Below are 22,450 nucleotides of genomic sequence, written 5' to 3'. Positions count from 1 at the left end.
CTGCCGCTTTTTGACTCGTTCCCGAAACCAAAGAAAAACGGGGAGAACGGAAGAAAAAAGGCCGTAAAGGAAGGACGCGGCCCGTTCCGATTTCCGTGCCGGTCCTATTCCGGGTGAAACGGACGATTTTCCTGTCAGAATCGCCTTTGTCCGGCGAAGCAAACGGCGCTATAATCGGAATCAATTGAACAAAGCCGAATTTCGCTAGAAAACGGGGGAACCACTAAAGATATAGGGGTGAATTTTGTCCTTGAAGGACAAATAGGGTGCCTGTGACCCGAATCCGTCAGCTAACCTCGTAGGCTTACTTTCAGGAACCATTCCGTCAGGCATTGGGTTTCCAGTGCTTTTTTTGTTGCCATCAAACCAGGGAGGAAGGATTTCATGCTAAGAAAACTGCTGATCAAAATGACACCTCCCCAAATTCTGGTGACCGGCTTCGCGCTGATTATCCTGCTCGGAGGGCTGGTGCTGGCGACGCCCGCCGCCTCCGCGGACGGCGAGCCGCTGGATCTGCTTGACGCGATGTTCACCGCCACATCCGCGACCTGCGTGACGGGCCTGGTCGTCGTCGATACGGGCACTCACTTCTCGGTGTTCGGACAGTTCGTCATCATGGTGCTTATTCAGCTGGGCGGCTTGGGCTTCATGACGATGGCGACGCTGATCGCGCTTGTACTGCGCAAGCGGATATCGCTGCGAGAGCGTCTCATTCTACAGGAAGCACTCAATCAATCGAGCATGGAGGGGATCATCCGGCTGATTCGGAAAGTTCTCCTGTACGCCATTACGATAGAGTTCGTCGCCTTCGTCCTGTTCACCCTGCGGTGGGCGTTCGATCTGCCCTTCGGCAAGGCCGCCTATTTCGGTTTGTTCCACGCCGTGTCCTTCTTCAACAACGCCGGCTTCGATCTGTTCGGCGGCGAGACCGGCAAATTCAGCAGCTTGACCGCCTATGTAGACGATCCGCTCGTCAACCTCGTCTCGATGGGGTTAATTATATTGGGAGGCATCGGCTTCATCGTCCTGTCCGACGTGGCGGAATACAGGCAGACGAGAAGGCTGACGCTGCACACGAAGATTGTGCTGACGACGACCACTCTCTTGATTGCGCTCGGTGCGCTCGTCATTTTCATCTTCGAGTTCACCAACCCGGCGACGCTCGGTCCGCTTCATCCGCTTGGCAAAGTGCTGGCGTCGCTGTTCCAATCGGTAACGCCGCGGACGGCCGGAGCGAACACGATCGATATCGGCGCGATGCGGCAGGCGACTCAGTTCTTCATGGTCATCCTCATGTTCATCGGTGCGTCCCCCGGCTCGACCGGGGGCGGGATCAAGACGACGACGTTCACCATCCTCGTCGGGGCGATGATCGCCATGATCCGGGGCAAGGAGGACATCGTCTTCTTCCGGAACCGGCTGGCCCGGGACCGCATCTACAAGGCGATCACGCTGACGCTGTTCGCGCTCATCCTGGTCGTTGTGGTCACGATGCTGCTGACGACAACGGAGGGCCGTCCCTTCCTGATGATTTTGTTCGAGGTGACGTCGGCGTTCGGCACGGTCGGCCTGACGATGGGGCTGACTGCGCACCTGACAATATTCGGCAAGCTGATGATCATGCTGATGATGTTTCTGGGGCGGCTCGGTCCGCTGACGCTAGCTTACGCGCTTGGACCGAAAGTAGAGAAAGAATTGTACCGCTACCCGGAAGGCAAAATAACGATAGGATAAAAGGAGCTTGGGAGAGAAATGAAAGGAAACCAATACGCGGTGATCGGACTCGGCCGGTTCGGCTCCAGTCTCGCCAAGGAATTGATCGCGCTCGGGTACGAGGTACTCGGCATAGACAAAAACGAAGAGGTCGTCAGCGAGATGAGCAACAAGCTCACCTACACGGTCGAGGCCGACTCGACAGACGAGGAGATGCTGCGCTCTCTCGGAATCCGGAATTTTGACTGCGCCGTCGTCTCGATCGGCGACGACATCCAGGCAAGCATTCTGACGGCCATTCTGCTGAAGGACCTCGGTGTGAAGAAAGTCGTTGCCAAAGCGCTGTCCGAGCTTCACGGGAAGGTGCTGCACAAAATCGGAGTCGACCGGGTTATCTATCCGGAGCGGGACATGGGCGTGCGGGTGGCGCACCAGCTCGTCTCTCCCAATCTGCTCGACTACATTGAGCTGTCCGATGATTATACGATCGCCGAGCTGTCGGTTACGCGTAAAATCTCGGGCCATACACTCAAGGAGCTCGACACGCGCGCCCGCTACGGCTGCAGCGTGGTGGCCATCAACAAGCGGTCCGGCGTCATCATCGCGCCTACAGCGGAGGATGTTGTCGAGGAGAAGGATGTCATCATCGTTATCGGCACGAACGACCAGATCGACGATTTTGAGAAGGCCGTCCACGCCTAAGCGTCTCATTCAGCAGCCGGAAAGAAGGATCGCAAGTGAATGCGGACAATGGGGTACTGATTCATCATGTGCTGGGCCTGGTCATTCTCATTCTGGGACTCGGGATGTTCTCGGGGCGGCTCGCCGGCGCGCTCAAGCTGCCGGACGTCGCCTTGTTCTTGTTTGCCGGCATGATCGTCGGCAAAGGCTTGCATCTGATCAACGAGCCGAGCTCGACGTTCGTCAACCAATTCATTCTGCTGACGGGATCGGCGCTCATTCTGTTCGACGGCGGCAAGAATATCGCCCTGGGAGGACTGAAAAAGGTCTGGCTCACGCTGACGCTCCTCAGCGTGCCGGGCGTCCTGCTGACATGCGGCGTGACGGCGGTCGCCGCTCGTTTCCTGCTTGATCTGCCCTGGCTGTACGCCGTCCTGCTGGGAGCGGTCATCGCCTCGACCGATCCGGCCACCCTCATCCCGGTGTTCCGCCAGGTGAAGGTGAGGACCAAGGTGCGGGAAACGGTGGAGAGCGAGTCGGCGTTCAACGACGCGACAGGCTCGATCCTGACGTTCACCGTGCTCGCGATGGTCACCGGCGGAGGGGGCTTCTCCCTCACAGGGGCGGTCAAGGAATTCGCGGTGACCGCCTTCGGCGGCATTGCGGTCGGCCTCGCGGTCGGATACGTGCTGCTCTATCTTGTCGCCCACTCCCGTCTCGGCCTGCTGCGCGATTACACGACGATCGCCATGATGGTGACGGCCATCAGCGCCTACCTGGCGGGAGACCTGCTGCACGTCAGCGGGTTCATGGCGACGTTCGTCGCGGGCCTCGTCTGGGGCAATGCAGGTAGCTTCGGGCTGAACGTGGAAAGCAAGGAGAGGGAGATGGCCCACTTCTCCGACAACGTAACGGTCATTATGCGGATGCTGATCTTCATCCTGCTCGGCAGCCAGGTCAATTTCACCGTCATCCTGGCGAATATGGTTCCGAGCCTCGCCGTCCTTCTCGTCTTCATGCTCGTCGCCCGTCCGCTGACGGTGCTTGCCTGCGCGCTCCCCGACCGGAAGGCCAAATGGGAGAGGAACGAGATCTTGTTTATGTTCTGGGTGCGCGAGACGGGCGTCATTCCGGCGGCGCTGTCCGGCATGATCGCGGCGCAGGGAGTCGCGCATGCCGACGTCATCTCGTCGGTGACGTTCCTCGCCGTGCTGCTGACGATACTCGTCCAAGCCAGCACGACCGGCTGGCTCGCCCGCCGGCTCGGACTCGCGCTGCCGGACGGCCGCTGACGCGAGCCGAACAGCGGCGCTCGTCCAGCATGAGCAAGGCCGCCGCCGTTAAACGATCGCCAAGCGCTGCGCACCGAAACACGCTCGATGCGGAAACAAGCCCTCTTGCCCGAACGCCGGATTCTCCGGCGGCGGACAAGAGGGCTTGCTGCGTTTGGGGCGGCGCGGGCTTTCGTATCCGCCGCCTATTCCTTGAGCGAGCCGAGCATGGCCCCTTTGACGAAGTATTTTTGCAGGAACGGGTAGACGATCAGGATGGGCAGCGTCGCGAAGAGCAGGATGCCGGCCTTCATCATCTCCGGCGTGGAGGTGCGGGACAGGTCCACGGTCTGAATCTGCGACATCGACCCAAGCCCGTCCTCGACGACCAGATTGCGCAGCAGCACCTGGATCGGCAGGAGCGTCTTCGTCTTGATGTAGATGAGGGCGCTGAAGTAGGAATTCCACTGGCCCACGGCATGGAACAGGCCGATCGTTGCGATGACGGGAGAAGAGAGCGGGATGGCGATGCGCGCGTAGATGCCGAGCTCGCTGCAGCCGTCCATCTTGGCGGCGTCGAACAGCTCCGCCGACAGCCCCTGGAAGAATGTCTTCATGATGAAGACGTTGAAGGCGGAGAGCGCACCGGGCACCATCAGCGCCCACAGCGTGTTGTCCATCTGGAGCGTCCGGACGAGCAGATAGCTCGGAATAAGCGGCACCGAAAAGACGAACGTCAGCACGATCCCTTTGAGAATCCAGCCGCGCAGCGGCATCTGCGGGCGAGAGAGGGAATAAGCGATCGTCGAGGTGAACAGCAGGGCGAGCAGCGTCCCGACGACGGTGATGTAGACGCTCACTCCCATTGCCCGCCAGAGTGAGGAGGTGCCGAAGATCGTGCGGTACACCTCCAGACTGAAGCCTCTCGGCCAAAAGGTGACGAGCTTGGCGCCTACGTATTCCGGGGCGCTGAGAGAGACAGCCGCGAGATGGAGGAGGGGGGCAAACATGGTCAGGCTGACCAGCACGAGAAACAAGTCGTTCGCCAGCTGGAACCGGCGGTCGCTGCGATAGGCAGGCATGGAACCCCTCCTTGGCTTAATAGATGCTTTCGCCGGTCGTCCGCTTGCTGAAAGCGTTCAGACCGACGATCAGAACGAGACCGATCCCCGACTTGAACATGCCGATGGCGGTCGTCAGGCTGAACTGCGCGCCGAGCAGGCCGATCCGGTAGACGTAGGTGTCGATCACCTCGCCGACCTCCCGGACGAGCGGATTCTGGAAGACGAGCACCTGCTCGACATTGGCGTCCAGCACGTTGCCGACGCGCAGCAGGAACAGCACGACGATCGCCGGCAGGAGAGAAGGCAGCGTGATCGACCACATTTGCCGCCACCGGCCGGCCCCGTCGACCATAGCGGCTTCGTATAAGTTCGGGTTGATGCCGGCGAGCGCCGCCAGATACAGAATCGTTCCCCAGCCAACCTCCTTCCAGATGCCGGTACTGACCAGAATGGTCCGGAAGTAGGCGGGATCGGTCATGTAATCTTTGCGGTCGATTCCGAACCAGCCGAAGACGGTGTTGAGGAAGCCTTCGGTCGTCAGCATGTTAACGAAGATGCCCCCCACGATGACCCAGGAGAGAAAGTGGGGGAGGTACAAGAGCGTCTGGACCGAGCGCTTGAGCCACATCCGCCTCATCTCATTCAGCATCAGCGCCAGCACGAGCGGCGCCGGGAAGCCGAACAGGATGGAATAGAGGCTGAGCAGCAGCGTATTGCGAAGAATTTGATAGAATTCCCGGTAGGCGAACATCTGCCGAAAGTTATCCAGTCCAACCCAGGGGCTTTCCAGGAAACCCTTGAACAGGTTGTATTTTTGAAACGCGATCACATTGCCCCCGAGCGGAATGTACCGGAAGACGAGAAAATGCAGGATGCCCGGCAGCGCCAGAAGCAGCAGCAGGGCGGCGTCGCGCTGGGACAGCTTCTTAAGCATAGAAACGCTCCTTCCCGTATCCCGTTATTTGCTGGGATGCGTCGCTTTGTACCAGCTGGTCGCCTCCTGGATAGCCGCCTCGCCTCCGCGCGCCTTCCACTCCTTGACGAAGTCGTCGAAGGCTTTGTCGATATCGGCTTTGCCGGTGACGACCTTGGCGAACATGTCGAGGAAGAGGGTGCCCGCCCCGGCGCCGAGCTGCGGATTCGTGTTCATCGCCTCCAGCGACGGCATGTACAGCGCCTCGTTCTTGTAGATCGACCGTTTGGCCGCCTCCAGTCCCTGGCGCAGCAGGTCGGCGTTCGGGTCGACGTCGAGGACGAGCGGATCGAGACTGCCGATCTTCCGTGGATTGGCGGTGATGCGGAAGAATTCGGTCGGATCGTTCTCCGTATTGTCCTTGGACGCCGCGTCGAAGTTTACTTTGCCGTTGTCGACCGTATAGTTGACGCCCTCGATGCCGTAAGCGAAGAAGCGGTCCGCCTCCTCCGAGCTCCAGGCCCAGTTCAAATACTGGATGGCGGTCTCGGGATGCTTGTTCGACGAGGGAATAACCCAGACGTAATTGATCTGGTCGTTCTCGGCCGTAATGCCTTTGCCCTTGGGACCATCGGGCGCCTCGAGCATGGAGATTTTGACGTTCTTTTCGTTCACGAACAGGCTCGGCTGCCAGTCGACGTTGTAATTGGGCACGTCATGCAGCCACATGCCGCCCTTGCCCTGCTTGATGCCCGCCCGCCAATCCGAGCTTTTGTTTGTGAACATGTTGGGGTTGACGTAGCCTTTGTCGTAGAGCATCTTCCAGAATCTCAGGCTCTCCTTGATCTCCGGCTGGATGAGCCCGGGCTGCAGCTTGCCGTCCCGGTACAGCCATTCCTTCGGATGTGCGCCGAATTCCTTGAAGAATAGATCGCTGTAATCGAGATTCTCGCGGACGTAGAACCCGTATTCGTCGTTTGGGTCTCCGTTGCCGTTCATGTCGTTTGCCTTGACCGCCTCGAAGAACTTCAGATAATCGTCCACCGTCTTGGGCTGCTGCATGTTCAGCTTGTCGAGCCAATCCTGGCGGATGTAAACGACCCGGTATGCCGGGACGGGATTGAGGACGGGAATGCCGTAGATTTTGCCGTCCTTGCTGACGCGGGGGCTGTCCCAGGCAGCCTGCGGGATCTTCTTCTTGATGTCCGGACCGTACTTGTCGAGGAGCGGGCCGAGCTCCTGGAAGACTCCCTGCTCCAACGCACCGGGATGGATGCTGGAGGTGATGGTGTCCGTGCGGACGAGGTCCCCGAGGTCGTTGGAGGCGAACCGGAGCGTCAGCTGCTGGATGAAGTCCTGGCCGTGGCCGAGAAAATCGTAATGCAGGTTAAAGCCGGACAGGCGGGATAGCTCCTTGGTGTAGCGGTCGTTGTCATCCTTATACTGCATCGCGTATTTGGCGTTCGTGTGGGAAAGCAGGATGCGCAGATCCTTCGTTCCGGAGGCCGCCTCGGATTCTCCCGGGGCTGAACCGGAGCAGGCGGCCAGCAGCAGCGTCCCGGAGAGCGTGCCGAGGAGTCCGGCGGACCGGATGGGCGAGCGGGTTGGCTTCATGGCGAATTCCCCTTTCAATAAATTGTGAACGCTTACAAAATAACGCGCCCGCTCCTGCCAAACAATCATCATTTGGCGTTATTGCCCGGAAAATAAAGATCATTCGGATGCGCTCTGCGGATGATAGGGCCGGCCTGGGTGGCGGTGCGGCATTTGCCCGGCGTCGTACCGTGCACCTGCTTGAAAGCCCGGGCAAAGTTCGTCACATTCGCGTAGCGAAGGCGGACGGCTATCTCCTTGATCGGCACGGCGGTATGCTCAAGCAGCTCCTTCGCCCGGCTCATCCGGCGGGCGAGCACATAGTCGCTGAACGGCATCCCGGTCTCTTCCTTGAACATCCGGCTCAGGTGGGAGACCGACACCCCGCAGCTGTCCGCGAACCGCTGCAGCGACAGCTCCTCCTCGCAGTGCTCGTCGATGCGGGTCCGGATGCTGTGAACGACAAGGGTCCGGCGCTTCACTTCCTCGGCGTGGATCTGCGATTGGACGGCGGGGAAGACGACCGAGACGAGCCATCGCTCCAGCGCGGGGAGGGACGCATGCCGGAGGACGGCCTGATGCGGGTCCTCTCCCACCGCCTCCTGCAGCCGGACGCCGAGCCTGGCCGTCTGGCAGTCCAGCTCGGTAAGTAGGTAGCCGAGCGAAGCGAAGATCGCGTCGGAGCTGGCGCCGGTCGCCTGCCAATGCCGGAACAAGGCGCCAAGCTCCTCGCCAGCCGCAGTCTGATTGCCATCCAGAAGCAGGCCGACGATGCGCTTCTGGCGCTCGGCTGCCGGCGCCGCTTCCGGCTGTGCGTCCCGGACGGCCTCGCCGGTAATCGGCTCCTCCGGGCTTGCCGTCAGCCGGTAGCGGAGCAGCCGGACCGCCTCCGCGTAGCCTTCGCTTAGCTGGTCGAAGCCGTGCAGCGGACCGCTGAGCGACAGACTGGCGGAGAAGCCGTACAAGCCGGGGAGCCGCCGCTTTGCTTCGGCGAACGCCTCGGTGATCCGGAGGAGAGCGTCATTGCCGTCCTCCGGAAGCCTGCAGACGGCTGCCAGCCGGCCGGGTCTCATGGGGACAGCCAGGCAGGCGGCAATGCCGTCCGCGCTGTCCTCCAATGTCCGCGCCCAGGCGGCCTGGAGGGCGGGACGCTCCTCCTCCCGGAACCGGCGGAGGAACGCCTCCTCGTCGTTCGCCGAAGCGACGGCGACGACGAAATACCCCTCCTCCAGCGGGAACTGCCAGCCTTTCGTCAGGAGAGGGAGGTCCTTGGCGGTCACCTCGCCAAACAGCAGCTGGCGCAGCAGCGTCTGCGCGAGCCGGGGCTCCTGCTCCCGGACGGTCCGCTCGAGCTCCCGGTTCGAGACGACGAGGCGGGCGATGCAGGCATCCAGCTCCTTGAGCCCGTCGGCGAACGGCAGCCGGCTGCCGGGTTCGGGATGCAGCCTGCGGAGCATCCGCTCGATCGGATAGTAGAGTCGGTACGAGCCGAGGAAGGAGAAGAGCAGCCAGAACAGCGCAAGCCCGGTGGACACCGCCACCGTCAGGCGCATCACCTCTTTGGCGCGCTCGGTTAGCTCACTGACAGGCGTCATGACGGCATAGCGCCAGTGCGTATAGGCGGAGGGCTGGACCGAGAGGCGGTAGGCGGTCCCATCCCATTCGTAGGGGACGGTAGTCTCCTCTCTGGTGCGGGAGGCGAGGGAAGGGATGCGCTGCCCGATGTCCTCCCGATTCCGGCTCAGGACGACCGTGTCGTGTTCATCCAGGACGAAGAGGCGGCTGCCTGTACTGAGATGGAGACTGTCCAGGAAGCGGACCAGCTCGTCGACGGAGACGTGCAGCACAAGGATGCCGTCCGTATAGGCAGTGGACAGCGGAACGGGACGGAACAGCATCAGCTCGGGAGGGGACGTGCCTGCGGCGGGTGTGACGAGAAAGGAGGAGTTGGCGATAGGCCGGTAGTGGGAGACGAGGTCGAGGTAGGAGGCGGCCGACGACCTGCTCGTCTCGGTGTTGCTATAGACCGAGCCGGATCGGACATAGACGAGCGAAGCCTTCCAGCGGAGCGGGGAGAAGTTGCTCTCCCGGCGGATCGCCTCCGTCATGGCAAGCGTTTCGGTCAGCCGGTCGATGCCGGGGCCAGCCTGGACGGAGGCGCTCAGGGCGGGATGCGAGGCGAGGGAGATGGAGTCCATGTGAAGCGTCTTGAGCAGACGGTCCAGCTCGCGGCCGGTCTGCTCCAGCACCGCCGCGTGGCTCCGGTCGGTCTCCTGCTGCATATGAGCGGAGGCCATGTAGGCAGAGGTGAGACCGACCCCGGCGACGGGGACGATGCTGAGGAGGAGAGAGAAGAGCGTCAGCTTGCGTTTGAACGTCATGCGGGCGATCCAAGGGATGCGCATGAGGCTCCCATCCTTTCCCATAGCGATTTCGGCTGCATACGGAGGGTACGGCAGCTGCCCCCATCATAGCCCAGTGCCTATAACCTGTCTATTAAACGTCCTATTTTTCTCAGCTGTCCCCCTTCTCGCCGCAAGCCGCAAAAAACCCGCATTCCTCAAGATCCGTTGGGACCAAAGGAAGCGGGTTAGTCGGCTTTCTTCTATTATAAATAGTAGAAAGAAATAGGAGACAATAGAAGGCGGGGGCCCGTTCGTCAGGGGACGAGCTTGGGACGAACCCGCTCTCCCGAAAAATACTCGCGCCCCTTGTCGAGGAAAGCGCGGACTGCCGGATCGGCGGCCGCCCGCTCCGTGTAGATGAGCGAGGTGGTTCGCTTGGCCGCCGTCAGCTCCGGCAGCATTCGGACGCACAGTTCGTTGTGCTCGAGCAGCGGGCTGCGCAAATACGACTTGGGCAGAAGCGTTGCCGCCATGTTGCCGCTCGAGACGAGCCGGATGATCGCCTCGAACGAATCGATCTCCATCTTGACGTTCGGGAACACCGCATGGTTCTGGAACAAGTCGTCCATCATGACCCGGTACCAGGTTCCCTTGGAGAACAGAATCATCGGCAGGTCGTGCAGATCCTTCATCTGAAGCGACTTCAGCTCCGCATACGGGTGCTCGGCCGAGAGGACGAGGCAGAGATGGTCGTCGAATAGGGGGACGCACTGCAGCCCGGGCGTCTGGATCAGCGACGCGACCAGTCCCACGTCAACCTTTCCCTCCTTGACGAAGGTGACGACCTCGTGCGTCTTGCCGGTGAGCGCATGAATATCGGTGTGCGGAAATTCTCTCGTATAATGGGCGATGAGATCGGGCAGCGTCGACTGCAGCGTCGTCAGGCTGGCGCCGATCGTCATGCTCACCGTGTTCTCGCCGTTCTTGAACTGATTGATCGCCAGCGTCATGTCGCGGTGCAGCTTCCGCATATCGACGGCGAATTCGTAGCAGACCTGGCCGGCTCTCGTCAGCTCCAGCCGCTTGCCCTTGCGCTCGAACAGCGCCACGCCGAGACTGTCCTCGAGATGCTTGATCTTGCGGGACAGCGCGGGCTGCGACAGATTGAGGACAACCGATGCCTTGTTCAGACTGCGCTGCTCGACGACGACCGCGAACGCGAATAGATCCTCCATCTGGCTCTCTCCTTTGGTTAATTGGGTACCGTTTCCCGTCATTCGCTTCCCTTATGCAGAAAGCTGATAAAAGCATATACATAATAAGCACTTCCATTATAAGCAGACCGGGGCTAAAATAAAAGCTGTCACGTAACGTTCACATCATAGCCAAACGCCTGAATAAATCCAACCTCTACCAAGGAAACTAAGCAGAGACGGATGGTCAGGCCGTTTTTTCTGTCAGGCGCCGGGAGGGCACAGTTTGCAAGTCGAAAGATGTTACAAATTGTTGACGCTCATGGAAGCCAGGGGTACAATGATAGGTGGTTTGGCTGAACAAGCTTCATAATTTGAAAGGGGTACTTTTTCAAATGACAGGAAACTCGTACTATTACCGCAAGCTGCATTCCTTGCTTGGCGTCATCCCGATCGGGGCCTTCCTTGTGGAGCACCTGATCACCAACTATGCGGCCTTCAATCAAGGCCACGGGGGATTCATTGAAGGCGTCGAATGGCTGAACAGCCTTCCGCTCGTATTCGCTCTTGAGCTGTTCGGCATCTGGCTCCCCCTGCTGTATCACGGCGTGTACGGGTTGTATGTCGCTTACACAGCCAGGAACAACGTGACCAACTACGGGTACTTCCGCAACCAGATGTTCATGCTGCAGCGTGTAACCGGCGTGCTGACGCTTCTGTTCATCGCCTGGCACGTGTTCGAGACGCGCGTACAGGTAGCGCTCGGCAATGTGACGCATGAGGAGCTCGGCGTTCGGATGCACGAGATCGCGACCCAGCCTTGGGCGTTCGCGCTGTACTGCATCGGCATCATCGCCGCTACGTTCCACTTCTGCAACGGCATGTGGTCGTTCCTGGTCAGCTGGGGCATCACCATCGGACCTCGCGCCCAGCGCGTATCGTCCTATGTATGGATGGTGGCCTTCGTTGTCATGGCCGTCATGTTCATTCTTTCCCTGTCCGCATTCCTGGATCCGCAATTCCAAGACACGTCCGTCTTGACAAAATCGTAAGAGGTGAACCGCAATGGCTAATACAAAGATTATCGTAGTAGGCGGAGGTCTGGCAGGGCTGATGTCTACCATCAAGGCAGCCGAGGCTGGAGTTCACGTAGACCTGTTCTCTTTGGTACCGGTCAAGCGTTCACACTCGGTCTGCGCCCAGGGCGGCATCAACGGCGCCGTCAACACCAAGGGCGAGGGCGACTCTACTTGGCTTCACTTTGACGACACCGTATACGGCGGGGACTTCCTCGCAAACCAGCCGCCGGTTAAGGCGATGTGCGACGCCGCTCCCGGCATTATCCACCTGATGGACCGGATGGGCGTTATGTTCAGCCGGACGCCGGAGGGTCTGCTTGACTTCCGCCGCTTCGGCGGAACTAAGTTTCACCGGACCGCTTTCGCAGGCGCAACGACTGGCCAGCAGCTGCTGTACGCGCTGGATGAGCAAGTCCGCCGCTGGGAAGTAGCCGGTCTCGTTAAGAAATACGAGCATTGGGAATTCACCGGCGCCGTAATCGACGACGACGGCGTCTGCCGCGGTGTTTCCGCGCAAGACCTGCGCAGCATGGAGATCCATACGTTCAAAGCCGACGCGGTCATTATGGCGACGGGAGGCCCCGGTATCATCTTCGGCAAGACGACGAACTCCGTCATCAATACCGGTACGGCAGCTTCCGCTCTGTATCAGCAAGGCGTTTACTATGCGAACGGCGAATTCATCCAGATTCACCCGACGGCGATTCCGGGCGACGACAAGCTGCGTCTTATGTCCGAATCCGCGCGGGGCGAAGGCGGCCGCGTCTGGACGTACAAAGACGGCAAGCCTTGGTACTTCCTCGAGGAGAAATACCCGGCATACGGCAACCTCGTGCCGCGTGACATCGCGACGCGCGAGATCTTCGACGTGTGCGTGAACCAGAAGCTCGGCATCGGCGGCGAGAACGTCGTATACCTTGATCTGTCCCACAAGGATCCGAAGGAGCTCGACGTCAAGCTGGGCGGCATCATCGAGATCTATGAGAAATTCGTCGGCGACGATCCGCGGAAGCTGCCGATGAAGATTTTCCCGGCCGTTCACTATTCGATGGGCGGCATGTGGGTCGACTACAACCAGATGACGAACATTCCCGGTCTGTTCGCAGCCGGCGAGTGCGACTATACGATTCACGGTGCGAACCGTCTCGGCGCCAACTCGCTCGTCTCCGCGATCTTCGGCGGCATGGTGGCCGGTCCGAAGGCAGTCGAGTACATCAAGGGCCTCAAGAAGCACACCGAGGACATCTCCTCGAACGTCTTCGAGACCGAGAAGAAAAGACAGGTGGACAAGTACGAGAACCTGCTCAAGATGGAAGGCAACGAGAACGCGTACGTCCTTCACAAAGAGCTCGGCGACCTGATGAACAACACGATGACCGTCGTCCGCTACAACAAGACGCTCGAAGGCACGCTTGAGACCATCAAGACGATGAAGCAGCGTTACAGGAATATTAGCATTACCGACACGTCCCGCTGGAACAACCAAGGCGTCGCCTTCACCCGTCAGCTGTGGAACATGCTGGAGCTGGCCGAAGCGATGACGCTGGGCGCCCTGATGCGGAACGAAAGCCGCGGCGCGCACTACAAGCCGGAGTTCCCGGAACGCGACGACGAAAACTTCCTGAAGACCACGAAGGCGAAATGGACGCCGGAAGGTCCGAAGATCGAATATGAAGACGTGGATGTATCGCTGATCGAACCACGCAAACGCGACTACACCACGGATCACTAAGGAGGAGCAAGAGCATGGCTGAAGCAGTGGCTGACAAAAAAAATGTCCGGTTTATCATTACACGCCAAGACAGCGCTGACTCCCCATCCTATACGGAAGAGTTTGAAGTTCCTTACCGTCCGAACATGAACGTCATCAGCGCTCTGATGGAAATTCAGAGGACGCCGGTGAACGCGAACGGCAAGAAGACGACTCCGGTATGCTGGGAGTCGAACTGTCTGGAGGAAGTCTGCGGCGCTTGCTCGATGGTCATCAACGGCAAACCGCGCCAGGCTTGCTCGGCGCTCGTCGATCATCTCGAGCAGCCGATCCGGGTAGCGCCTATGAAGACCTTCCCGGTCGTACGCGACCTCGTCATCAACCGCGAGCGGATGTTCTCCGCACTGAAGCGGGTCAAAGCCTGGATTCCGATCGACGGCACCTATGACCTAGGTCCGGGTCCGCGGATGGCCGAGACCAAGCGCCAGTGGGCGTATGAGCTGTCCAAGTGCATGACCTGCGGCGTCTGCCTCGAGTCCTGCCCGAACGTCAACGACAAGACGAGCTTCATCGGGCCGGCGGCAATCTCCCAGGTTCGCCTGTTCAACACGCACCCGACAGGCGAGATGAACAAGGACGAGCGTCTCGAGACGTTGATGGAGGACGGCGGCATCGAGGGCTGCGGCAACTCGCAGAACTGCGTCCGCTCCTGTCCGAAGGGCATTCCGCTGACGACGTCGATCGCGGCGATCAATGCCGACACAACCAAGCACCTGTTCAAGAAATGGCTGTCCTTCTAATAAGGTTATCTTCAATTAGATAGACCTCCCTGTTCAGGGACCAAAAAAGCAAGCATATTGACATCATTCGAACGTTCGGTGGTGCCCAATATGCTTGTTTTTGTAGTATGATGATAGTAATTGACGGCTGACCCGAGGCGTTTGCCGCCGGGACGACCGCGCGAAGTCTTGTGAAACTTTTTTCATTCGTTTGGGGAGGGAAATGGAGCAATGGCAAAGGGAAAATCCGCTGAGATGGATTCTTTCGATGAAGCAATTGACGCCAAAGAACTACTCAAGGTGTTAAGCGCTTTCAAAAACGGGGATTTCTCTGTACGGCTTCCGATCGACCGGACAGGCTTGCCCGGCAAAATCGCCGATACATTCAACGAGATTATGAACATGCAGGAGTCGCTTGCCAGGGAAGTCGAGAATGTAGCGACGGTCGTCGGCAAGGAAGGCAAATTAAGCAAACGGTTCTCTCATAAAAATACGGGCGGTTCGTGGGAAGTTATGTGCGATTCCGTCAACGGACTTATTACCGACATGATTCAACCGACGAGCGAGATGGTGCGCGTCATCGACGCAGTTGCCAAGGGCGACCTGACCCAGCGGGTGGCGATGGAAATCGACGGCCGCGACATCACCGGGGAGTTTGCCCGTGCGGCGAACAACATCAATACGATGGTCGGCCAGCTCAGCACGTTCGCCTCCGAGGTCATCCGGGTGGCGCACGAAGTCGGCACCGAGGGCAAGCTCGGCGGCCAGGCGGAAGTGAAGGATGTCTCCGGCACTTGGCGCATCCTGACCGACAGCGTCAACAGCATGGCGAGCAACCTGACGAACCAGGTGCGCAACATCGCCGAGGTGACGACCGCCGTAGCGGAGGGCGATTTGACCAAGCAGATCACGGTCGACGCCAAGGGCGAGATTCTGCGGCTCAAGAACACAATCAACACGATGGTGGATCAGCTGAGCACGTTCGCCTCCGAGGTGACGCGTGTGGCCAAGGAAGTCGGCACCGAGGGCAAGCTGGGCGGACAAGCCCAGGTCAAGGGCGTAGCCGGCACCTGGAAGGATCTGACCGAGAGCGTTAACTATATGGCGAGCAATTTGACGGACCAGGTGCGTAACATCGCGGTCGTCACGACGGCGGTAGCCAAAGGCGACCTGACCAAGAAGATTACCGCAGATGTTCAGGGCGAGATTCTTGAACTGAAGAACACGATCAACACGATGGTGGATCAGCTGAGCACGTTCGCCTCCGAAGTGACGCGCGTGGCGCGGGAGGTGGCGGCCGAAGGCAAGCTGGGCGGCCAGGCGGAAGTGAAGGACGTCTCCGGTACGTGGAAGGAGCTGACCGACAGCGTAAACTTCATGGCGAGCAACCTGACCGACCAGGTTCGGAACATCGCGGAGGTCACGACCTCCGTCGCCAAGGGAGACCTGTCGCGCAAAATTACGGTCGACGCCAAGGGCGAGATTCTGCAGCTGAAGAGCACGATCAATACGATGGTCGACCAGCTGAATTCGTTCGCCTCCGAGGTCACCCGCGTCGCCCGCGAGGTCGGCACGGAAGGGCGGCTCGGCGGACAGGCTCAGGTGCGCGGCGTAGACGGCATCTGGAAGGAGCTGACCGAGAGCGTCAACATCATGGCGGGCAATTTGACGAACCAGGTGCGGAACATCGCCGAGGTGACGACCGCCGTCGCGAACGGCGACCTGACCAAGAAAATCAATGCGGACTTCCGCGGCGAGATTCTGGAGCTGAAGAACACGATCAACACGATGGTGGACCAGCTGAGCACGTTCGCCTCCGAGGTGACGCGCGTCGCCCGCGAGGTCGGCACCGAAGGCAAGCTGGGCGGCCAGGCGCAGGTGAAGGGCGTCGGCGGCACCTGGCGCGATTTGACCGAGAGCGTCAACAACATGGGCACCAACCTGACCAACCAGGTGCGGAACATCGCGGAAGTGACAACCGCCGTCGCCAAGGGCGACATGACCAAGAAGATCACGGTCGACGCCAAAGGCGAGATTCTCGAGCTGAAGAATACGATCAACACGATGGTGGATCAGCTGAGCACGTTCGCCTCCGAGGTCACCCGCGTGGCAAGCGAAGTCGGCACCGAGGGCAAGCTGGGAGGCCAGGCGGAGGTAACCGGGGTCTCCGGCACGTGGAAAGTACTGACCGACAGTGTCAACCGGATGGCGAGCAACCTGACCGATCAGGTGCGGAACATCGCCGAGGTGACAACCGCCGTCGCGAAGGGCGACCTGTCCAAGGAAATTACCGTTAACGCGCGCGGCGAAATTCTCGAGCTGAAGAACACGGTCAACACGATGGTGGATCAGCTGAGCACGTTCGCCTCCGAGGTGACGCGCGTCGCCCGCGAGGTCGGCACCGAGGGCAAGCTGGGCGGCCAGGCGCAGGTGAAGGGCGTCGGCGGGACATGGAAGGACTTGACCGACAGCGTCAATATCATGGCGAACAACCTGACCGATCAAGTACGCAACATCGCGGACGTGACGACCGCCGTTGCCAAGGGCGACCTGACCAAGAAGATCAAAGGCGACTTCCGCGGCGAAATTCTCGAGCTCAGCAACACGATCAACACGATGGTGGACCAGCTGAGCACGTTCGCCTCCGAGGTGACGCGCGTTGCGCGCGAGGTTGGCACCGAGGGCAAGCTGGGCGGACAAGCCCAGGTAAAGGGCGTCGGCGGCACGTGGAAGGATTTGACCGACAGCGTTAACGACATGGCGAACAACCTGACCGATCAGGTGCGGAACATCGCCGATGTGACGACGTCCGTTGCGAAGGGCGACCTGTCCAAAAAAATTACGGTAAACGTCAAGGGCGAGCTGCTGGAGCTGAAGAACACGATCAACACGATGGTGGACCAGCTGAGCAACTTCTCCTCCGAGGTGACGCGCGTGGCGCGGGAGGTCGGCACCGAAGGCCGTCTCGGCGGCCAGGCGGACGTCAAGGACGTCTCGGGCACGTGGAAGGATTTGACCGATGTCGTCAACAACATGGCGGGCAACCTGACGAGCCAGGTACGGAACATCGCGGCCGTCACGACGGCCGTCGCGAACGGCGACCTGTCCAAGAAGATCACGGTCGACGTCAAGGGCGAGCTGCTGGAGCTGAAGGATACGATCAACACGATGGTGGATCAGCTCAATTCGTTCGCCTCCGAGGTGACGCGCGTCGCCCGCGAGGTAGGCACCGAGGGCAAGCTGGGCGGCAAGGCCCAGGTACGCGGCGTCGGCGGCGTCTGGAAGGACTTGACCGACAACGTCAACAGCATGGCGGGCAACCTGACCAACCAGGTGCGTGGCATCGCCAAGGTCGTAACAGCGGTCGCGAACGGCGTCCTCAACCAGAAGCTGACGGTCGAGGCCCAAGGCGAGATCGCGGAGCTGTCGGATACGATCAACAATATGATCGATACGCTGGCGACGTTCGCGGATCAGGTCACCACCGTCGCCCGCGAGGTCGGCGCAGAGGGCAAGCTGGGCGGCCAGGCGAACGTGCCGGGCGCAGCGGGCACTTGGCGCGATCTGACGGATAACGTCAACATGCTGGCTGAGACGCTCACCACCCAGATCCGCGCCATTACCAATGTCGCCACTGCCGTAACCAAGGGCGATCTGTCCCGGACGATCGACGTCGAAGCGGCCGGCGAAGTGGCGATGCTGAAGGATAACCTGAACGAGATGATCCGCAACCTGAAGGAAACGACGCGGATCAACACCGAGCAGGACTGGCTCAAGACCAACCTGGCCAAGTTCAACCGGATGCTTCAGGGCCAGCGGGATCTGTTCGCGGTCTGCCGGCTCATCCTGTCGGAGCTGGCTCCGCTCGTCTCGATGCAGCACGGCGTGTTCTTCATGAACGACAACAGCGGCAGCGGCGACAATCTGCTCAAGCTGTTCGCCAGCTATGGCTACCAGGAGCGCAAGAACCTGTCGAACCAGTTCCGCTCCGGAGAAGGGCTCGTCGGCCAGTGCCTGATCGAGAAGCAGCGCATTCTGCTGACGAACGTGCCGAACGACTACGTCACCATCAACTCCGCGCTTGGCGAAGCGAAGCCGCTCAACATCGTGCTGCTGCCGATCCTGTTCGAGGATCAGGTGCTCGCGGTGCTGGAGCTTGCCTCGTTCCGTCCGTTCACGTCCGTCGACCTGTCGTTCCTCGACCAGCTGACGGAGAGCATCGGCATCGTGCTCAATACGATTCAGACGAACATGAGAACGGAAGAGCTGCTCATGCAGTCGCAATCGCTCGCCGAGGAGCTGCAGCAGCAGCAGGAAGAGCTGCAGCATACGAACGAGGAGCTGGAGGACAAGGCCAAGCTGCTCGTTATGCAGAAGGCCGAGGTCGAAAGCAAGAACAAGGAAGTCGAGCTTGCCCGGACCTATCTCGAGGAGAAAGCCGAGCAGCTCGCCCAAACGTCGAAGTACAAATCCGAGTTCCTCGCGAACATGTCGCATGAGCTGCGGACGCCGCTGAACAGCCTGCTGCTGCTCTCCGAGCAGCTGGCCGACAATATGGACCGCAACCTGACCGACGAGCAAGTGCGGTTCTCCAAGACGATTCACGAGTCGGGGCTCGACCTGCTTAACCTGATCAACGACATTCTCGACCTGTCCAAAATCGAATCGGGCACCGTCTATCCGGAATACGGCGAGCTTAAGCTGACCGATCTGGCGGCGAGCCTGGAGCGGACGTTCCGCCATATGGCGAAGGACAAAGGGCTCGAGTTCCTGATCAAGATGGAGCCGAACATCCCGCCGGTTATCCAGACGGATGCCAAGCGTCTGCAGCAGGTGATGACCAATCTGCTGTCCAACGCCTTCAAGTTTACCGACAAGGGCCAAGTGATGATGCTCATCCGGCAGGCGCAGGAAGGGTGGAGCAGCGATCACACGAAGCTGAACCAGGCCCGGTCGGTGCTGGCCTTCTCCGTCAGCGATACGGGAATCGGCATTCCGCAGGAGAAGCAGGATATTATCTTCGAGGCGTTCCAGCAGGCCGACGGCAGCACGAGCCGCCAATACGGCGGTACCGGGCTCGGTCTCGCCATCAGCCGCGAGATCAGCGTCATGCTGAACGGGGAAATCAAAGTATTCAGCGTTCCGGGCAAAGGCAGCATCTTCACGCTGTACCTGCCGGTCGACGAGGATCTCCCCCTTCCGCTGCTTCCCGCGCGCGACGAGCTGACGCTGCTCTCCAAGGAACCGGCCCGCAAGGAAGCCGCCGTGGCCTCGACGGATGCGGCTCCGGCCCAGGAGACGGCTCCTGCCGAGAAGGCACAGCAGGCCCGCCCGGTGGACGAGACGCCGCAATCGGACATCCAGGGCGTCAAGCGGCCCAAGGTAGATACGTGCACGGTGCTGTCCACGAGCGGCGAGGACATCTTGGACGACCGGGCGTCGCTCAAGCCCGGCGACCGGAGCATCCTGATCGTCGAGGACGACATCCGCTTCGCGGAAATCCTGCTCGATACGCTGCATAAGAAGAAGATGAAAGGCATCGTGACGACGAACGGCCGCAGCGTACTGGAGCTGGCCCGCCATTTCAAGCCGACGGCCATTACGCTCGACATGCGGATGCAGGATTTTGACGGCTGGCAGGTACTGAATCAGCTGAAGAACGATCTGGACGTGCGGCACATTCCGGTGTGCGTCATCACCGTGGACGACGACCGGGTGCAGCTTCTGCAGAGTGGAGTTCACTCTTACCTGTGCAAGCCGGTGACGAACGACGAGCTGGAGCAGGCCATCGACCGGATGGTCGCCTACACCGAGCGCGAGAGCGCGTCGCTGCTCTGCCTGTTCGCGCAGCCGGAGGCGCTCAAAGGGGCTGTCGAGCTCGTGGAAGGAGCCGACGTGAAGGTGGCGACGGCGGAGAAAGCGCGCCAGGCGATCTCGCTCCTGCGCAGCCAGTCGTTCGACGCGGTTCTGTTTGACAACGATCTGCCGGATGCGGGCGGCATCCAGTTCATCAAGGATGCGCTCAAGGCGACGAAGAACAAGGACATCGCGTTCATTATGAACACGAGCAAGAAGCTGACGAAGGAAGAGGAAGCGGAATACGAAGAGTTGACCAAGACGGTCGTCGTGAAGGAAGTCAAATCGCCGGTACGTATGCTCGACGAGACGGCGCTGTTCCTTCACCGCCGCATGGAAAGGCTGAGCGAGGCGCAGCGCGAAATGCTCGTCAAGATCCACCAGACCGACGACCTGATCGCCTACAAGAAGGTGCTGGTCGTGGACGACGACATCCGCAATATCTTCGCGCTGACCACCATTCTCGAGCGGCACAACATGCGGGTCATCTCGGCGGAAAACGGACGCGACGCGATCGATCTGCTCGAGCAGATGCCGGACATCGACATCGTGCTCATGGACATCATGATGCCGGTTATGGACGGCTACGAGACGATTCGCGCGATCCGGCAGATCAACAAGTTCCAGCAGCTGCCGATCATTGCGCTCACCGCCAAGGCGATGAAGGGCGACCGGGAGCAGTGCATCGAGGCCGGCGCTTCGGATTACATCACGAAGCCGGTCAACAGCTCCCAGCTGCTCTCGCTGATGCGCGTATGGCTGTACGGATAAGCGACAGACAAGATGACAAGAGGTGGGGCGGCAGGGATGCTGCCCCCTCTTTTTTTTGTTTGCCGTCCCGGCAGCGTGGAGTTTTCCTTTGGTTGGAAGAAAAGGGGGTTGCCGCCATGAGCGGATCTGTGGTAGGGTTGAGGTAACGAATGGATAGGAGGGTTACGTGTGATAAATTTTTCCCGGCTCAGAAAGCATGGCTGCTAATTGCATGCGTCTTTCTGCTCTGTCTTGTGCAGAGGAATCGGGATTGATCTGTCCATCACACTTGAACCCTGCTCTTTGCCTATCCTAATCACTCTTCGTTAGAGTGTTTATTCCGCATTGCGCTGGCATTTCAAGTGGCGTTCGGCCACTCTCTTCCCGATGACGGCTGCACAGACAGACTCTGTCTGTGTTTTTTTGTTTGCCGAAAAAGGGTATAAGGAGAGTGTTTGCGTGATGACAGGACAGCATAGTAACCGTGAAGAAGAAGGAAAGCTCGTATTTTTGAGGATGGCAGAGAAGCATGGCTTGGCGTTAATCCCTGGTTCGCTCGACATAAACGAATCGGGCATGGATTTTCAGGTTGCCTTTGCCGAGGATGAGGAAGGGCAGCGATGGGTGCTTCGCAAGCCCAGACGTTCCGATGTGTGGGAGAGGGCGGAGAACGAGAGCAAGGTGCTGCAGGTGGTCCGCAAGCATCTGCCCGCAGCGGTTCCGGAGTGGCGCATCGTCACCCCTGAGCTGATTGCCTATCCGCTGCTCAGCGGAGAGCCTATTGCGTCGGTGGACCCGGCTGCGGGCGGGTATGCGTGGCAGGTTCCGCCGGACCGGCTGCCGGAGGGGTTCTTTGATTCGCTTGCCGCCGCGATGGTCGCACTGCACGGCATCGACCACGGCGAAGCCGTGAAGGCAGGCGTCCGTTTCCGCTCCCCGGCAGAAGCACGGGCTGCGTTCGCCGCGAATATCGAAGAAGCCAAAGCCCATTTCTCCGTGCCTGCCAAGCTGGATGCCCGTTGGAACGCCTGGCTCGGGACCGATTCCTATTGGCCGGAGCATTCGGTGCTCCATCACGGGGACTTGCATCCTCCCCATATTCTCGTGGATCGCGATCAGCGGGTGACGGGTCTGATTGACTGGACCGAAGCCGAAATTGCCGATCCGGGCAAGGATTTTGTTATCCTCTACGCTCTGTTCGGCCGGGAAGGCCTGCAGGATTTGCTGAGACGCTACGAGCAGGCAGGGGGGAGAACGTGGCCTCGCATGAGCGATCATATCGCCGAGCAATGGGCGGCTTATCCGGCGCTGGTTGCCAAGTTTGCCCTGACCACGGGAAAAGAAGCGGATCTAGACATGGCTAGAGGCATGATAGCGAACTGGAACGTGGACTTAGTGGACTGGAACGCGGATTAGTAGCGGACTGGAACGTAGAACAAGATCACGGAGTGAGAGGCGGTTCGCCTCTCGCCCGCCTATACATATACAGATGAACGCCCGTT

13 protein-coding genes and 1 riboswitch are annotated in these 22,450 nt (G+C 59.9%); of the genes, 8 read left to right on the top strand and 5 right to left on the bottom strand.

Annotation, left to right across the window (positions count from 1 at the left end; all coding sequences use genetic code 11):
• Positions 1-182: 182 nt before the first annotated feature.
• Positions 183-320, top strand: a riboswitch (cyclic di-AMP (ydaO/yuaA leader).
• 64 nt (positions 321-384) lie between these two features.
• From KJS47_RS19420 to KJS47_RS19410, 3 genes are read left to right on the top strand one after another with little or no spacing between them, the layout of a single operon-like run.
• Complete coding sequence (locus KJS47_RS19420; RefSeq protein ID WP_213526832.1) at positions 385-1,734, top strand: TrkH family potassium uptake protein; 1,350 nt, start codon at positions 385-387, stop codon at positions 1,732-1,734.
• A gap of 18 nt (positions 1,735-1,752) precedes the next feature.
• Positions 1,753-2,415, top strand: a complete 663-nt coding sequence (locus KJS47_RS19415) for a potassium channel family protein (RefSeq protein WP_213526830.1) — start codon at positions 1,753-1,755, stop codon at positions 2,413-2,415.
• Positions 2,416-2,450: 35 nt separating this feature from the next.
• Positions 2,451-3,686: a cation:proton antiporter gene (locus tag KJS47_RS19410; RefSeq protein ID WP_213526828.1), complete on the top strand. Its 1,236-nt coding sequence runs from the start codon at positions 2,451-2,453 to the stop codon at positions 3,684-3,686.
• A 185-nt stretch (positions 3,687-3,871) separates the two neighbouring features.
• Here the strand turns inward: KJS47_RS19410 and KJS47_RS19405 are convergent, their stop codons facing one another.
• From KJS47_RS19405 to KJS47_RS19385, 5 genes are all read right to left on the bottom strand, one after another.
• Positions 3,872-4,747, bottom strand: a complete 876-nt coding sequence (locus KJS47_RS19405) for a carbohydrate ABC transporter permease (protein WP_213526826.1) — start codon at positions 4,745-4,747, stop codon at positions 3,872-3,874.
• A gap of 16 nt (positions 4,748-4,763) precedes the next feature.
• The gene (locus KJS47_RS19400; protein ID WP_213526824.1) at positions 4,764-5,663 is read right to left on the bottom strand and encodes an ABC transporter permease; all 900 of its coding nucleotides are present in this window, start codon (positions 5,661-5,663) and stop codon (positions 4,764-4,766) included.
• A 24-nt stretch (positions 5,664-5,687) separates the two neighbouring features.
• Positions 5,688-7,256: an extracellular solute-binding protein gene (locus tag KJS47_RS19395; RefSeq protein ID WP_213526822.1), complete on the bottom strand. Its 1,569-nt coding sequence runs from the start codon at positions 7,254-7,256 to the stop codon at positions 5,688-5,690.
• A gap of 68 nt (positions 7,257-7,324) precedes the next feature.
• Complete coding sequence (locus KJS47_RS19390; RefSeq protein WP_213526820.1) at positions 7,325-9,640, bottom strand: AraC family transcriptional regulator; 2,316 nt, start codon at positions 9,638-9,640, stop codon at positions 7,325-7,327.
• Positions 9,641-9,894: 254 nt separating this feature from the next.
• Complete coding sequence (locus KJS47_RS19385; protein ID WP_213527151.1) at positions 9,895-10,815, bottom strand: LysR family transcriptional regulator; 921 nt, start codon at positions 10,813-10,815, stop codon at positions 9,895-9,897.
• A gap of 353 nt (positions 10,816-11,168) precedes the next feature.
• Between KJS47_RS19385 and KJS47_RS19380 the strand changes: the two genes are divergently transcribed.
• The 5 genes from KJS47_RS19380 (at position 11,169) to KJS47_RS19360 (ending at position 22,364) form a co-directional block, all read left to right on the top strand.
• Complete coding sequence (locus KJS47_RS19380; protein ID WP_213526818.1) at positions 11,169-11,825, top strand: succinate dehydrogenase cytochrome b558 subunit; 657 nt, start codon at positions 11,169-11,171, stop codon at positions 11,823-11,825.
• Positions 11,826-11,838: 13 nt separating this feature from the next.
• A complete protein-coding gene (gene sdhA / locus KJS47_RS19375; RefSeq protein WP_213526816.1) occupies positions 11,839-13,584 on the top strand; it encodes a succinate dehydrogenase flavoprotein subunit in 1,746 nt (581 codons plus the stop codon).
• A gap of 14 nt (positions 13,585-13,598) precedes the next feature.
• On the top strand, positions 13,599-14,363 hold the full coding sequence (sdhB, locus tag KJS47_RS19370; RefSeq protein ID WP_213526814.1) for a succinate dehydrogenase iron-sulfur subunit: 765 nt from the start codon (positions 13,599-13,601) through the stop codon (positions 14,361-14,363).
• A gap of 210 nt (positions 14,364-14,573) precedes the next feature.
• Positions 14,574-20,969, top strand: coding sequence for a HAMP domain-containing protein (locus tag KJS47_RS19365; RefSeq protein WP_213526812.1), 6,396 nt, complete (start codon positions 14,574-14,576; stop codon positions 20,967-20,969).
• A 441-nt stretch (positions 20,970-21,410) separates the two neighbouring features.
• Complete coding sequence (locus KJS47_RS19360) at positions 21,411-22,364, top strand: macrolide 2'-phosphotransferase (protein WP_213527149.1); 954 nt, start codon at positions 21,411-21,413, stop codon at positions 22,362-22,364.
• Positions 22,365-22,450 lie beyond the last annotated feature (86 nt).

The organism is Paenibacillus sp. J31TS4, from assembly GCF_018403265.1.
In the GTDB taxonomy this organism is placed as follows: Bacteria; Bacillota; Bacilli; order Paenibacillales; family NBRC-103111; genus J31TS4.
Note: the sequence above shows the minus strand (reverse complement) of the source record. Positions and strands in the feature narration are given on the sequence as shown.

Coding starts and splice junctions, on each gene's coding strand:
- KJS47_RS19420 (WP_213526832.1), top strand. CDS start 385: ATGCTAAGAAAACTGCTGATCAAAATGACACCTCCCCAAATTCTGGTG.
- KJS47_RS19415 (WP_213526830.1), top strand. CDS start 1,753: ATGAAAGGAAACCAATACGCGGTGATCGGACTCGGCCGGTTCGGCTCC.
- KJS47_RS19405 (WP_213526826.1), bottom strand. CDS start 4,747: ATGCCTGCCTATCGCAGCGACCGCCGGTTCCAGCTGGCGAACGACTTG.
- KJS47_RS19400 (WP_213526824.1), bottom strand. CDS start 5,663: ATGCTTAAGAAGCTGTCCCAGCGCGACGCCGCCCTGCTGCTGCTTCTG.
- KJS47_RS19395 (WP_213526822.1), bottom strand. CDS start 7,256: ATGAAGCCAACCCGCTCGCCCATCCGGTCCGCCGGACTCCTCGGCACG.
- KJS47_RS19390 (WP_213526820.1), bottom strand. CDS start 9,640: ATGCGCATCCCTTGGATCGCCCGCATGACGTTCAAACGCAAGCTGACG.
- KJS47_RS19385 (WP_213527151.1), bottom strand. CDS start 10,815: ATGGAGGATCTATTCGCGTTCGCGGTCGTCGTCGAGCAGCGCAGTCTG.
- KJS47_RS19380 (WP_213526818.1), top strand. CDS start 11,169: ATGACAGGAAACTCGTACTATTACCGCAAGCTGCATTCCTTGCTTGGC.
- sdhA (WP_213526816.1), top strand. CDS start 11,839: ATGGCTAATACAAAGATTATCGTAGTAGGCGGAGGTCTGGCAGGGCTG.
- sdhB (WP_213526814.1), top strand. CDS start 13,599: ATGGCTGAAGCAGTGGCTGACAAAAAAAATGTCCGGTTTATCATTACA.
- KJS47_RS19365 (WP_213526812.1), top strand. CDS start 14,574: ATGGCAAAGGGAAAATCCGCTGAGATGGATTCTTTCGATGAAGCAATT.
- KJS47_RS19360 (WP_213527149.1), top strand. CDS start 21,411: ATGACAGGACAGCATAGTAACCGTGAAGAAGAAGGAAAGCTCGTATTT.